This is a genomic window from Aurantimicrobium minutum (genome assembly GCF_002355535.1).
GTDB classification, from domain to species: domain Bacteria; phylum Actinomycetota; class Actinomycetes; order Actinomycetales; family Microbacteriaceae; genus Aurantimicrobium; species Aurantimicrobium minutum.
Genome location: NZ_AP017457.1, coordinates 125,428 through 139,382, shown reverse-complemented (window position 1 = coordinate 139,382; position 13,955 = coordinate 125,428). Strand labels below are relative to the sequence as shown.

Genomic DNA, 13,955 nt, shown 5'->3' with positions numbered 1-13,955 from the left:
CTGGGAACATGAATGATTATGGCTCTACTGACTTGAATACTGACCGTTTTCTTACCGCGACCGAAGCAGCAGAACTCTTGAGAGTTTCTCTTACCGATGTGCATGAACTCATCAACTCTGGTGAGCTTCAAGCTTTCCAAGTGGGGAGCCGCGGTCCTTGGCGAATAGAACACGACATACTTGAGCTGTTTATTGCTGAGCAATACGAGAATTCTCGTCGCAGCGCGATGTGGAACAACTCATCTTTGGCCTCAGCTAACAACATCACTGATTTCTAAAGCTTCCCGTTCAAGAAAGGCTTCCCGAATTTGTCGGGAAGCCCTTCTTCTTTTTTTCCTGAAGTTCATAGTGCTCATTCGATACGGACGTAGAGAACCTCATTCATGGCGCAGATGATCATTCCCTGTGATGTGCGCAGATCAAGGTGGTCATGCCCCACATGATCGATTGTTCCTCGGAATGTTTCTGCAACTGTGTAGAGATAAACAGGCTTGCGTCTGCGGCCAATGTCTCGCATTACGAATGCCAGGTTGACTTTCTGAGCAAGTCGGGGGCGTGAGGAAAGAGCTTCCAAAGCGCTATCTGTGACCTCGCCAACCTGATTACCTAGGCTGAATCTTTCAAGTTCGTTAGGAATTCGAAGTGATCTCACTGCCTGCAAGGCAATGATGAGTGCTCCCTGGAGTTCCTGTGGGTATTCAACCTCGAGCGCGGTCCAGTCTTTGCCCACGTTCTTGATTGAGCCAGATATTTCACGACCGTCCTTCATATTGAGTGAAATCGTAATTTTCTCTTGAGTGCCTTGGAGTGCGATCAGGCGGTCTCGAAGCGTCAGCTTAGAACGTCTCTCGCGCTCCTCATCTTCGAGGCGGTTGAGCACTTCTGCATCCAGTTCTCGCTCGAGCTGACTTTCTAAATCATGAAAGAGGTTATCTAAGGTCATAGTGAGCGAAGGTAGGAACCGAAGCTGAGAATCTGCTGGAGTTATCCACATCTTTCCTGAGAAATAGACTTTTGGTCTATTTACTGTGACAAAGTGTTTCCATGACTCCAGCACAAGCTCTCAACACACGCAGTTCCCTCTTCGACCAGGATGACTACTTTGGGTACCAGCCGACCGCTACGTGCGCACTTCCCGACCCGCAGCCCATGGTTGAAAACCTTGCACGCTCCGTCATGGAAATTCTCGCCGGCTGCCGCGAGCTGGACCAGATAGCTCGCTGGGTCAGCGATGAGGTGTATCGCACCCTTCTCAAGCGGGTGCATATTTCCCGCCGTGCGCGAGCCGTAAAGAAGATGCCTGCGGTGCGCCCGACCTTTGGTCTTGGCCGCACCATGATTACTAACCCCACCGATGGTGTGGTGGAATCAGTTGTAATTGTCCATGGCAAAGCCCGCACACGTTCAATAGCGATCAGGCTCGAAGGTATTGATGGAAGGTGGCGTGCGACCGCAATCCACGTTCTCTAAACCAGTACGGGTTTTTCTTTGTTGTATCGAACAAAGAGCATGCCAACGCGAAATGCTGATTCGCTCACGATCAACAACAGACCAGCCGTGATTAAGAGGCTCACCGCATAGTTGGAAAAGGTGCTGTTCTCCGACACCGTTTTTACGACAACAAGGAAAACTAAGGCCAGGTACTCGGCTCCGCTGTTTCGCACGACCACAGCTTTTTTCTCTGGGAGTGGGCGAACCCACATAATTCGTGTTCGATAGCGAGCAAAGATGTAGCCACAAACAACACCGATTCCTCCAGCAGCCCAGTGAAGCGGGTCTTTGGTGAGGTCATCCCAGAGCACGATTCCAATAAAGAGCACTTCAAAAACAGGGTCAAAAATGGCCAGCCAGAGAAGACTGACATATTCACGTTTGGGAAGGTGGAGAACCTTCTTGCCATAATTGCGAGCTTTGAGATCGAAAATGATCATCACGACTATCAGTGGCGACAACCACAGAAGCAACAGCCAATCATTCTCCATGGCAGAAGCTTAGCCCTGGAGTTACTTGCCAAGGAGAAAGAAAAAGGTGTTACTTTTTCTTCTTCTTGCGACGTTCAGCCCGGTTACCGGCTGGCGCTCCACCGGTCTGCTGACCGAACGCACCACGAGATCCGACGGTTGGACCGGTTGGACCGGTTGGACGATTATTTTCGGGAACAATCTGGCGTCCGTTGTCAGCTGCCTGCTGGGCACGAGCAGTTTCTGCCTGCTCAACACGTCCACGCTCGTCACGAACCTCCACGTGACCGTCTTCTGACGGTGCGGTGTAGCTCAGCTGAGTGTTTGCGTCGTCAGCTTGGCCCAGGCCCTTAGCGGCAATGCTGGGGTGTTCTGGATCGCCTTCAGCAGCGTTGACCTGAACTTCGAGATTGAACAAGAAGCCGACAGATTCAGCCTTGATGGACGCCATCATTCCCTGGTAAAGGGCAAAGCCTTCACGCTGGTACTCGACCAGTGGGTCACGCTGAGCCATGGCGCGAAGACCAATACCGTCCTTGAGGTAGTCCATCTCGTAGAGGTGGTCACGCCAACGGCGGTCCACCACGGAAAGAACAACACGGCGCTCCAGTTCACGCATTGCGGTGGAGCCGAGAGATTCTTCACGGCGCTTGTATGCCAGGAGAGCATCTGACTGGATTTCGCGACGCATGAACTCCTTGTTCACACGACCCTTGTTGCCAGCTTCCTGGATTACTTCGTCGATCGTGATCGAGACAGGGTAGATGGTCTTCAGCTCTGCCCAGAGAGCGTCGAAGTCCCAGTCATCACCGTTACCTTCGCTGGTGTGAGCAGCCAGAACCTCGTCGATGACATCTTCAAGGAACTTGTGAACACGATCCTGGAGGTCATCGCCTTCGAGGATGTGAGCACGGTCAGCATAGATTGCTTCACGCTGGCGGTTGAGAACGTCATCGTATTTGAGAACGTTCTTACGCATTTCAGCATTACGAGCTTCCACCTGAGACTGAGCAGAGCGAATAGCACGACTCACAATCGAGGACTCAATGGCGGTGTCATCTGGGATGTTGCTACGGGTCATGATGGCTTCTGCAGCACCCGAATTGAACATGCGCATCAGGTCATCAGTCAGGGAGAGATAGAAGCGGCTTTCACCAGGGTCACCCTGACGACCTGAACGTCCACGAAGCTGGTTGTCGATTCGACGAGATTCGTGGCGTTCGGTTCCAAGAACGTAGAGGCCACCAACGGCAACAACCTTGTCAGCTTCTTCCTGAACACGTGCTTTGACCTTGGAGAAGGCTGCTTCCCAGGCGGCTTCGTATTCTTCTGGTGTTTCTAAAGGGTTCAGTCCCTGAGATGCCAGTTCCGATACGGTGAGGTGCTCAGCGTTACCACCGAGCATGATGTCGGTACCACGACCAGCCATGTTGGTTGCCACGGTGACTGCACCCAAACGACCTGCCTGAGCAACGATTGCTGCTTCACGGGCGTGGTTCTTGGCGTTGAGGACCTCGTGACGAATGCCCTTCTTGGCTAGAAGCTTAGAGAGGTATTCGCTCTTTTCAACCGAGGTGGTTCCAACCAGGACTGGCTGGCCTTTGGCGTGACGCTCAGCGATGTCGTTAGCGACCTGTTCAAACTTGATGACTTCGTTTTTGTAAACCAGGTCAGGCTGGTCAATGCGCTGCATGGGCTTGTTGGTGGGGATAGGAACCACACCAATCTTGTAGGTGCTCATGAATTCGCCGGCTTCAGTTTCAGCCGTACCGGTCATACCGGAGATCTTCTCGTACATACGGAAGTAGTTCTGCAAGGTCACTGTAGCCAAGGTCTGGTTTTCTGCCTTGACCTCGACGCCTTCCTTGGCTTCGATGGCCTGGTGAATACCTTCGTTGTATCGGCGACCAGCAAGAATACGACCGGTGTGCTCATCAACGATGAGAACTTCACCGTTCATGACGACATAGTCTTTGTCCCGCTTGAACAGGGCAACCGCCTTGATGGAGTTGTTCAAGAACGAAATAAGTGGGGTGTTTGCAGACTCGTAGAGGTTGTCAATTCCGAGGTAGTCCTCAACCTTTTCAATACCTGGCTCAAGAACACCAACGGTGCGCTTCTTTTCGTCAACTTCGTAGTCAACACCGGGCTCGAGTGTGGTGGCAATCTTGGCAAACTCGGTGAACCAGCGGTTGGCTTCACCAGAGGCAGGTCCAGAAATAATCAGAGGTGTACGAGCCTCATCGATGAGGATGGAGTCCACCTCATCGACGATGGCAAAGAAATGTCCGCGCTGAACCTTGTCAGCAGCACTCCAGGCCATGTTGTCGCGCAGGTAATCAAAACCAAACTCGTTGTTGGTGCCATACGTAATGTCGCACAGGTACTGTTCACGACGAACAGCTGGCTGCTGACCTGCGGTGATCACACCGGTGGTCATGCCCAGGGCACGGAATACGCGACCCATGAGTTCAGACTGGTAGCTAGCTAGGTAGTCGTTCACGGTAACAACGTGAACACCGCGACCAGCAATCGCGTTGAGGTAGGCAGGAAGGGTTGCAACAAGCGTCTTACCTTCACCGGTCTTCATTTCAGCAATGTTGCCCATGTGCAGTGCAGCACCACCCATGAGCTGAACATCGAAGTGGCGCAGACCAATGGTGCGTCGTGCTGCTTCACGAACAGCAGCAAAGGCTTCAGGCAGCATGTGGTCGAGAGATTCACCCTCGATATAGCGCTTACGGAAATCTGTGGTTTCGGCACGAAGCTCTTCATCGGTGAGGTTGATGAATCCCTCTTCGAGTTCGTTGACTGCCTTCGCAAGGTTTTCTAGTTTGCGTAGGGTTCGGCCTTCACCAACGCGAAGGACCTTGTCAAGAATGTTTGCCACTGAAACTCTCCAAATACTGGTGCGCACTGCTTACGAACGACATGCGCATAAGGGCGGTCGCACATGAAGTGCAGACCGCCCTCAATGCTACCGGGAATGAGCTTGCCCCGCCTGTACAGATGCTGGAGGCGGGGCAAGAATCAGCTGTTAAGCAGCTGCAGACGGCTTCGTGGCCTGCACTTCTTTGGCTATCCGCTCAATATCTTCTGGAGTGGCAGGAACGACATCGACCTGAGCAAAGGCGTCAGCGCTTGCTTCATGAATCGACAGTGGCTTTTGGTGGCCGTTGTGGTGGACCTTCTTCTTATCCCTGGCACGGCGCAGCTGTTCCATCATGCGGCCCATGGCCAGATCAAAGGCGGCATATTTGTCCTCGCCGTCTGAAGCAGCACGAACGACTGGTCCGGCTTCTACGAGGGTGAGCTCCACATGATCACCACCTACCAGGCCTTTTCCGCCGTGATGTTTACTGACGGTTACATCGAGTTCGAGGGGGCGATCTGCCAGCTTCTCAATCTTGTCGACCTTCTCGGTGACGTAGTTACGGAATCGGTCGGTGATTTCGGTGTGACGAGCGATGAAGTTCAGTTCCATGATGACCTCCCGTAGTTGGCGTTTACGCCCAACTTTTGGGCGAGTCCTTTCACGCCAATCGATGTTGTTTGAAATGTAGTCCTGTTTAGATAAAAATGTCACGCATTTTTTCTGCGAGTGTCCTGAAAGTTTTTTGGCGTGTAAGCCAACACCGCTGCACCAATGACGTTGGCGCCCTCGGCACGCAGAGCCCGTGCACATTCCTGCAAGGTTGCCCCCGTGGTCAAAACATCATCGAGGATGATGACGGAGCGTCCGTCAAGGTTCTTGTTTGTTCGAAATGAACCACGCATATTCTCAAAACGTTCCATCCTGCCCAAGACGGATTGATCGACGCGTCGTCGAGTGTTCACCAGCAAACGCTGAGGTCTCACACCAGCTGCCTGCGCCAAGACCGTGATGGGGACATACCCACGTTGCCTGAAGTTTGCCCTGCTGCTGGGCGGAACCACCCAGGTGATGTGCACAGAAGTGCTTGAACTTTCAGCACTGCCAGCTGCATAGGCAGCCTGCAGTGCTGACACGAAAGGCCTAGCTAGGTGTTTAGCCACAGAGGTTCTGCCTTGCTCTTTGAATTCATGCAGGACAGAACTGGACACTTGCGTAAGCTCCATGGAATACCACAGAGGAAGCCTGAGCTTCGCAACTGGGTCAAAGAGTTCACGGTATTGAAGTTCAGGAACCAACACAGCTTGGCACGCAGGGCACAAGTTGTAATCGAGTTCACCGCATCCCGCGCAACTTACCGGCAGAACTAACGAGAGTGCCTCTCTGCACGCGTTAGCTACCCATTCACGGATTGTTTCACTGCTCATACCCTCGAGTATGAGATTGTGGCGATGCACCACAGCGCCGAGGACACAGGCCGGTGGATAAGTTGTGGCTACTGCTGAACAGCGAGGGTAGTGACACCGCTCACAGCGGTTTGCCACTGGGTTCCACCACGCAATGAAAGCAGTATTCCGCTTGAGGTGAGAACGCGTAAACCAGAAATTGTGTTGGCCCCAGCCATGGACTGTGGGGTCCCTTCAGTGATGGAGCTGAGCTCTTTACTCTGACCACCAATTTCTTGGGCACGGACAAGTCCTATCCCGGCAGAGTTGACGGTGACCGTCGCAATGGTGGTGGCATCCACCCAAGCCACGCTAACAGGAGTCCCATCTGAAAGGGTTTGTGTAAAGAGTGGACCTAGGGCCACAGGTATTGATCTTTCACCCCTGACTAGGGCGCTAGCAACTAGTTGATAACTGCCATTGGTCTCCAAGAGAGCAACAACCTGAGTTCCGTCATGGGAAAGAGATAATGACAGAATTCGGTCAGCGGATGCCCAGGATGTGTCGACCTGTTGAATCTTTCCATCAGTACTGATGGCTTGCAGTTTGCTGGGTTGATCGGCAGGAACAGACCAGACGTAACCGAAGTTATCAACGGTGGGGGCAATCAAGCCGGGGCGAGAATCCACGAGTTGAGCAGTTCCGTTGCGAACGAGGGAAACACCTTGGGAAGTTAGCGTGGCCGCAATGTTTGTCATTGTGCCAATGGAAATGGCACTGGGTTGGCTCTGTATCATGACGTTCGCGAAAGCGCCATAGGTGTCAATCTTTGTACCATCCCAGTATCCAAAATCTTTGGCTGTCAGTACCAATGGCCGTGAATCAATAGGTGGTGGCATGACATCACTAGCAGAGTCACTGATGGAGTTATTCAATACCGCTCCATCAACAAGTAGATCAACCGAGTTGATGGTGGCAACTGATTGCAGGCTTGCTGAGGTTTGCTGCTTCATCCGGCGAATCACCGCAGGATCCGCTGACAATGCAGCAGCATTCAAATCAACCTTGGCCACGCCGCGTGTGACCGGAACTGTGTCGGCAACGAGGGCCGTTCCTTCAGGAAAGGAAGTCTGCACGGCACCATTGGCCGCTAACCACTGTGAGGGCCCCGCAAGCAGAGCTTTCGTGATGCGCGTGCTGGCCGAAGCACCGGCAGGGAAGAATCGCACATCTGGCACCAGCATGGTGTTGGTGGAATCAAAGAAGTAGAGCGGGTGTGATTGGTACACCTGATCAAAAGTGAAACGGTCAATGACCACTCCGTTGGGAGCTGCACTAATACGCCATTGACCATCAACCTGCTGGAAGGTGTACTCAAAGGTGGTGGAAACAGCAGGATTGATTTCGGCGTAGTTACCTTGAGCACCAACTTGTGCTGTCAGGGCGAAGACCAGTCGACCTGTGTTTTCTCCGGTTTGTGAAACGGTGCGCAGCCCTGAGTCAACATTCACCGCGGTGGTGGCATCCCAGGCTGATGCAAACTCCGGGGTAAGGAATTGTCGAGCAATCGCGTAGTCACTCACTGGTGACGAGGATGCCTCAATGAATCCGCGCAGAATTTGCTCAATGCTGCCGTTCTGGATGGGACCTGCTGGAAGGAATTCGATGGCGTCGTTTTCGACAGGAACCACAGCAGAGCCTTGATTGACTCCACTCGAGCGAGGAATGCCCGAACAGGCAGCGAGTACAACAACACACAACAACGACAACAGCGCCGCTAATGAACGCTTGAGCGAGGAAGACATCATTGCTCCTCCCCGTCGTGGCGCTCATCGGGGTTCAAAGGCAGTGGCGAGACCGCAATGGGCACATCAACATCTCGAGGCAGCGTTAGGCGGAAGATTGCACCCTCGCCAGGGGCTGCCCACACATCCAGTTGACCGTTGTGAATGCGAGTGTCCTCGAGTGAGATTGCTAATCCAAGGCCTGTTCCACCTAGTGTTCTTTGGCGGGACGGATCTGCGCGCCAGAAGCGACTGAACACATTCTCTAACTGCTCGGTGGTCATACCCACACCGTGATCGCGCACGCTAATTGCAACCGCGGTGGCATTGCTGTCCACGGCAACTTCAATAGGTTTGCTCTCACCATGCTCAATGGCATTACCAATGAGGTTCATCAGGATGCGACGAACACGACGAGGATCAATGTCGGCATCGAAGTGACCACCGGGTGCCATCAGCGACAGATCGCAGCCGTGCTGCTCAGCGAGAGTGGTCATCGTTCCCACCACATCTTGAACAAGACCTGCAACGTTGGTGGGTTCTGGCTCGAGGTTGACACTTCCTGCGTCGTAACGGCTGATTTCAAGCAGGTCCGACAGCAACTTCTCGAAGCGGTTCACCTGCGCATTGAGAAGTTCAGTACTGCGCCGAGTTTTATCGTCGAAGTTCTCTCGCTCCTGGAAGAGAACATCGCCTGCAAGTTTTATGGTGGTCAGCGGGGTGCGAAGTTCGTGAGAAACATCAGAGACGAACCGCTGTTGCATAACCGACAGGTCAGCGAGCTCTGTGAGCTGACGTTGCATACTGCTAGCCATGTCATTGAAGGAAGTTGCCAACGTTGCCACAACATCTTCGCCCTGAACAGGAATGCGCACTTCCAAATCACCGGCAGCAAGTCTCTGACTGGTCTCAGCAGCGTTTTGCAAGGGTGTAACCACCATGCGCGAGACCACCCAGGCGATAGCACCGACCATGATCAACAGACCTAGTCCAGAAAACCACAGAACCTGCTGGATGAATTGAAGGGTTTGTTCAGACTGGGCAAAGTCATAGCCGATAAAGAGTTCATAGAGGCCAGCACCAGGAATATCGAGCTGCGAGCCAACGACAACGCCGGGAACTTTCGTTCCCGCCACAGGTAATTCGACAGACTGCCAAAACTGTTGGTCCGCATTGGAGATCACTTTCTCCTGCAGTTCCTGACTGATCACACCACCGGTGAGTTCCGTGCTGGAAAAGTTCTGCGGAGCAAGCGGGTTAGGTTCTTGGTCGGGAACTCGATAAACCGCCACCAAACCACTCGATGATGCATCACGAATGGCGGTTCTGGCCGCATTCATGACCGATTGCATCGAGGCCTGATCGGTTGCATCAGCTGAGTCAAAGATGCGTTGAGCTGCAACTTGTGCACGTTGAGACTCTGAAAGCACCTGGTCGAGGCGGGAGGCAAAAAGGTCGTTGCTGATGGAGAAGGACATGTAAATTCCCACCAAAACAATGGCAAGACCGGAGAGAGCCATCGAAACCACGACGGTTCGTAGCTGCAGTGAACGTCGCCACAATCGCGCTATTCGCGAAGGCAGTCCAAAGAAGTCGAAACGTCGAACCTTCATCGCACCGTTAGATCACAGCTCCGGCACGGTAACCAATGCCGCGCACGGTCGTGACGATGGTGGGGTTATCTGCATCAAATTCCACTTTGCTGCGCAGGCGCTGCACGTGAACATTCACCAAACGTGTATCTGCCTTGTATTGGTATCCCCACACTTTTTCTAAGAGCATCTCGCGAGTGAAAACCTGCTGTGGCTTGGACGCCAAAGCTACCAACAAGTCAAACTCCAAAGGCGTGAGGTTGATGGCTTTGCCCTCACGCTTGACCTCGTGACCATCGACATCAATGGTGAGATCACCAATACGCAAAGTCTGCGCTGTGGCAGCTGCAGGCGCCATGGAGCGAAGACGCGTGCGAATACGTGCCACTAGTTCACCCGGGTTGAAAGGCTTGACCATGTAGTCATCTGCGCCGGCTTCTAAACCAGCAACCACGTCCGTAGCGTCCCCCTTAGCGGTGAGCATGATGATGGGAATGCCCGATTCTTGACGAATCTGACCACAGACTTCAATCCCGTCAAAGCCTGGGAGCATCAAATCCAGTAGCACGAGGTCGGGCTTACTTTCCCGGAAAGCGGCGAGCGCTTCAGCACCATCTGCACAGAAGGTGGGCGTGAAACCTTCACCTTCTAACACGATGCCGACCATTTCAGCTAGTGCGGCGTCGTCATCGACTACCAGAATGCGTGCACTCATGGGTTAGAGCCTAGTCTTCGTTGCTTAGTAGCGGTAATGGTCAACTTTGTAGGGACCCTCTACTGGCACACCAATATAGGCAGCCTGCTCTGGAGTGAGGGAGGTGAGCGTGACCCCGAGTGCGTCCAAGTGAAGTCGTGCCACCTTTTCATCAAGATGCTTGGGCAGAACAAAAACTCCTACGGGATAGTTTTCGCGGCGAACATAGAGTTCCATTTGCGCCAGCACCTGGTTGGCAAAAGAGTTGCTCATGACAAATGAGGGGTGGCCTGTGGCATTGCCGAGGTTCATCAGGCGACCTTCAGACAGAACAAGAATGCTTCGCCCGGAAGGCATGCGCCATTCGTGCACCTGGGGTTTGATTTCGACCTTCTCGGCCCCCGGAAGATTTTCCAGGGCAACCATGTCGATTTCGTTATCGAAGTGACCAACATTGGCCACAATGGCTTGGTGCTTCATCTCGAGCAGGTGTTCAAGACGAATGACATCTTTGTTTCCGGTGGTGGTGACGAAGATATCTACCTGGTCAACGACGTTCTCCAACGTGTCCACCTGGTAGCCATCCATGGCTGCCTGCAGGGCACAAATGGGGTCAATCTCGCTGACAATCACGCGGGCACCTTGACCACGTAATGCTTCAGCAGATCCCTTGCCCACATCGCCATAACCGGCGACGAAGGCAACCTTGCCGCCGATGAGAACATCGGTGGCACGGTTCAAACCGTCAGGCAATGAGTGGCGGATGCCGTACTTGTTATCGAACTTACTCTTGGTGACCGAGTCGTTGACGTTGATGGCGGGGAACAGAAGTTCTTGCTGTGCGAAGAGCTCATAGAGACGGTGAACACCGGTAGTGGTTTCTTCAGTGACGCCAATAATCTCAGCTGCAGTGGTTTGCCACCTGGTTGGGGTTTCGCTCAGTGTCTTACGCAGGAGGTCAAGAATCACAGCGTATTCAGCGCTGTCCTGGGAGGAGGTTGCGGGGACTGCCCCTGCTAGTTCGAATTGGCGACCTTTGTGAACGAGAAGGGTTGCATCCCCGCCGTCATCCAGGATGAGGTTCGGGCCAATCCAAGATTCTCCCGCGGCCTGGGCTTCTGCCGACCAGTCAAAGATGCGCTCGGTGCACCACCAGTATTCCTCGAGGGTCTCGCCCTTCCAGGCAAACACAGGGACACCTGCTGGAGATTGGGGCGTTCCGGTGGGACCCACAGCAATTGCTGCAGCGGCTTCATCCTGGGTGGAGAAAATGTTGCAGCTAGCCCAACGAACCTGTGCACCCAAGGACACCAGCGTTTCAATCAACACAGCTGTCTGCACGGTCATGTGCAGGCTTCCTGCAATGCGAGCACCCTTGAGGGGCTGGGTGGGCCCAAACTCTTCACGCAGTGCCATCAAACCGGGCATCTCATTTTCTGCCAGACGAATCTGGTGACGTCCTGCTTCAGCAAGGGAGATGTCTGCGACTTTGAATTCAAGATTCATGGCAGCAGAAATGGCAGAAGAAGTTGATGAGCTCATGCCTAACAGTTTAGGCGTGGAATGCTAGGCGCGAATCAGCGCAAGAACTTCATCACGGATCGCAACCATGGTTGCCTCATCCCCTGCCTCAACGTTCAAGCGCAATAAGGGCTCCGTGTTGGAGGGACGCACAGAGAACCACCAGAACGTTTCGCCTTCGGCAGTGGTACCAGTGATGGTCATGCCATCCAAGGAGTCTTCGGTGCCACGTGCTGCAAACGCATTGCGAACGCGCTGAGTTGCCTCTGCCACGTCGCTCACAGTGGAATTAATTTCTCCACTGATGGCATAGGGCATGAACTTAGCTGCGAACTCAGATAGTGGCTTGTCCTGGTGGCCAAACTCTGCCAGGACATGCATTGCTGCCAGCATGCCGTTGTCTGCACCCCAGAAGTTACTGAAGTAATAGTGAGCCGAGTGTTCACCACCAAAGACGGCACCGGTGGCTGCCATTTGATCCTTGATCAAGGAGTGGCCAACTCGGGTGCGAACTGGAGTTGCTCCAGCACCAATAATTGTTTCTTTCACAATGTTCGAGGAGATGAGATTGTGAATGACAAAGATTTCTTCATCGGGGGTTGCGGCTTTAGCTCGTGCAATTTCTCGCAGGGCAACGATGGCAGAAACAGCAGAAGGAGTGACAGGGGCACCCTTTTCATCCACGACGAAGCACCGGTCAGCATCCCCATCAAATGCGAGACCTAGATCTGCACCATGCTCAACAACTGCTTTTTGTAGGTCAACCAAATTCTTAGGCTCCAGCGGGTTGGCTTCGTGGTTGGGGAAGTTCCCATCCAGTTCGAAATACATCGGAATGATCTCAATAGGCAAAGCAGATAAACCTGCTGCAGTTCCCAATACTGCAGGAACTGTCATTCCGCCCATTCCATTACCTGCGTCAACAACTACACGGATGGGGCGAATACCTGAAAGAGCAACGAGGGAACGCAGGTATCCGGCGTATTCCGCCAGGACATCAACCTCACGATAGGTTCCTGGAGTTGCAACGCTAGGAATTCCGTTTTCGAGGTAGTCACAGGCTCGGTCGCGAATGGCGGCCAAGCCAGTATCCAAGCTGATTCCTTGAGCACCTGCACGAGAGAACTTAATACCGTTATAAGCAGCTGGGTTGTGGCTGGCAGTAAACATCGCAGCTGGAGCATTCCACGAACCAGATGCAAAATACGTCTCGTCTGTAGAGCACAAACCAAGATTCACTACGTTTGCGCCACGGGCCTGGGCACCACGAGCAAAAGCCTGAGCAAAACCGGGCGAAGAGTCACGCATGTCGTGACCGACGACAATATCTGCCCCTGCACCGTTAATCTCATCAACAAAACCAGCGGCGAGCGCTTCCACCATTTCTTCGGTGAGCTGCTCCCCCACAAGGCCTCGAACGTCATAGGCCTTCACGATAGAACGGAGGCTCTCCACTGCGTTTTTAGTCATTGGTTAAGTCTATGTGACGCAGTTGCTGCCACCCTTGAGGCGAGACAAAGCCCACTGCATGTTTACGGCATAAATCATGCGCGAGGGACTCTGGCTGGGGCGAGAGTGGTCCCAAGACGGCCAGTTTGTCTTCGTAGTCATAGGTGAGTGAATACTCTGCTGGCTGCTTGCAGCGACCCTTCGTACACAGACGTTCCATGCGTTCAGGTTACCGAAGAGCTAACATGGGCGCATGGATAGCCCGTTTGCGACCTCAGTGCCCAACAGGGGACTTAGTCGTGACCGTCATGGCCGCGGAATGCGCGGCCCGGTGACGGGCCCCCACCTTCCCCAACTGCGGGGGCGGTATGAAACATTCATGATGACCGTGGCACACACGGTTGATTATTTACGCAGTATGTGGGCGGAAGAATTAGCAGATGTACATTTCGATGTGGCGCCCACACCCCCTCGTGTATCCGTTAACGGTGTCGTGGAGCGCTGGAAGGTTGATCACGAGCGCCGGCGAATAGTGCTCTATCGCGTGCCGATTCAACGCATGAGCAAACTGCACAAAGACGATGCACTCCACCGCCAGATGATGGTCGAAAGTGTTGTCTTTCGGGCCGTGGCCGAGTTGTTAGGCAAAGACCCCTGGGATTTAGGCCCAGAACGCTTACGCCCCTAAGCAGATCTT

The 13,955-nt window shown here is 53.5% G+C and carries 14 protein-coding genes; 3 read left to right on the top strand and 11 right to left on the bottom strand.

Translation table 11 applies throughout. The annotated features are described in order from the left end of the window. Window positions 1–8: 8 nt before the first annotated feature. On the top strand, window positions 9–278 hold the full coding sequence (locus tag AUMI_RS00725) for a helix-turn-helix domain-containing protein (protein WP_096380223.1): 270 nt from the start codon (window positions 9–11) through the stop codon (window positions 276–278). A gap of 74 nt (window positions 279–352) precedes the next feature. Here the strand turns inward: AUMI_RS00725 and AUMI_RS00720 are convergent, their stop codons facing one another. Beyond that, a complete protein-coding gene (locus AUMI_RS00720) occupies window positions 353–994 on the bottom strand; it encodes a hypothetical protein (protein ID WP_148664030.1) in 642 nt (213 codons plus the stop codon). 50 nt (window positions 995–1,044) lie between these two features. Between AUMI_RS00720 and AUMI_RS00715 the strand changes: the two genes are divergently transcribed. Then, complete coding sequence (locus tag AUMI_RS00715) at window positions 1,045–1,470, top strand: Rv3235 family protein (protein WP_096380219.1); 426 nt, start codon at window positions 1,045–1,047, stop codon at window positions 1,468–1,470. Here the strand turns inward: AUMI_RS00715 and AUMI_RS00710 are convergent. The 10 genes from AUMI_RS00710 to AUMI_RS00665 form a co-directional block, all read right to left on the bottom strand. After that, window positions 1,467–1,982 carry a hypothetical protein gene (locus AUMI_RS00710; protein ID WP_096380218.1) on the bottom strand — a complete coding sequence of 172 codons (516 nt, stop codon included), beginning with the start codon at window positions 1,980–1,982 and terminating at the stop codon, window positions 1,467–1,469. The two genes, AUMI_RS00715 and AUMI_RS00710, sit on opposite strands and share 4 nt — an antisense overlap. Before the next feature lie 49 nt (window positions 1,983–2,031). Next, window positions 2,032–4,851, bottom strand: a complete 2,820-nt coding sequence (gene secA / locus AUMI_RS00705; RefSeq protein WP_096380215.1) for a preprotein translocase subunit SecA — start codon at window positions 4,849–4,851, stop codon at window positions 2,032–2,034. Window positions 4,852–4,998: 147 nt separating this feature from the next. Continuing rightward, the gene (hpf, locus tag AUMI_RS00700; RefSeq protein ID WP_231951765.1) at window positions 4,999–5,547 is read right to left on the bottom strand and encodes a ribosome hibernation-promoting factor, HPF/YfiA family; all 549 of its coding nucleotides are present in this window, start codon (window positions 5,545–5,547) and stop codon (window positions 4,999–5,001) included. Next, window positions 5,544–6,260, bottom strand: a complete 717-nt coding sequence (locus tag AUMI_RS00695) for a ComF family protein (RefSeq protein ID WP_096380211.1) — start codon at window positions 6,258–6,260, stop codon at window positions 5,544–5,546. The genes hpf and AUMI_RS00695 overlap by 4 nt, the downstream gene beginning before the upstream one ends. Before the next feature lie 68 nt (window positions 6,261–6,328). Then, entirely contained in the window at window positions 6,329–8,026 is a 1,698-nt protein-coding gene (locus AUMI_RS00690) for an LpqB family beta-propeller domain-containing protein (protein WP_096380209.1), read from the bottom strand. Further along, window positions 8,023–9,615 carry an MtrAB system histidine kinase MtrB gene (gene mtrB, locus AUMI_RS00685; RefSeq protein WP_096380206.1) on the bottom strand — a complete coding sequence of 531 codons (1,593 nt, stop codon included), beginning with the start codon at window positions 9,613–9,615 and terminating at the stop codon, window positions 8,023–8,025. Before mtrB ends, AUMI_RS00690 begins: the two co-directional genes overlap by 4 nt. Window positions 9,616–9,622: 7 nt before the next feature. After that, window positions 9,623–10,309, bottom strand: a complete 687-nt coding sequence (gene mtrA, locus AUMI_RS00680) for an MtrAB system response regulator MtrA (protein WP_096380204.1) — start codon at window positions 10,307–10,309, stop codon at window positions 9,623–9,625. A gap of 24 nt (window positions 10,310–10,333) precedes the next feature. Further along, a complete protein-coding gene (gene ahcY, locus AUMI_RS00675) occupies window positions 10,334–11,830 on the bottom strand; it encodes an adenosylhomocysteinase (protein ID WP_172418216.1) in 1,497 nt (498 codons plus the stop codon). Window positions 11,831–11,854: 24 nt separating this feature from the next. Then, the gene (locus tag AUMI_RS00670; RefSeq protein ID WP_096380202.1) at window positions 11,855–13,279 is read right to left on the bottom strand and encodes a phosphomannomutase/phosphoglucomutase; all 1,425 of its coding nucleotides are present in this window, start codon (window positions 13,277–13,279) and stop codon (window positions 11,855–11,857) included. Then, window positions 13,272–13,478 (bottom strand): DUF3499 family protein, encoded by a 207-nt coding sequence (locus AUMI_RS00665; protein ID WP_096380199.1) that lies wholly within the window; start codon window positions 13,476–13,478, stop codon window positions 13,272–13,274. Before AUMI_RS00665 ends, AUMI_RS00670 begins: the two co-directional genes overlap by 8 nt. Before the next feature lie 33 nt (window positions 13,479–13,511). On the opposite strand from AUMI_RS00665, the gene AUMI_RS00660 reads away from it, so the two are divergent. Further along, on the top strand, window positions 13,512–13,946 hold the full coding sequence (locus tag AUMI_RS00660; RefSeq protein ID WP_096380198.1) for a metallopeptidase family protein: 435 nt from the start codon (window positions 13,512–13,514) through the stop codon (window positions 13,944–13,946). Window positions 13,947–13,955 lie beyond the last annotated feature (9 nt).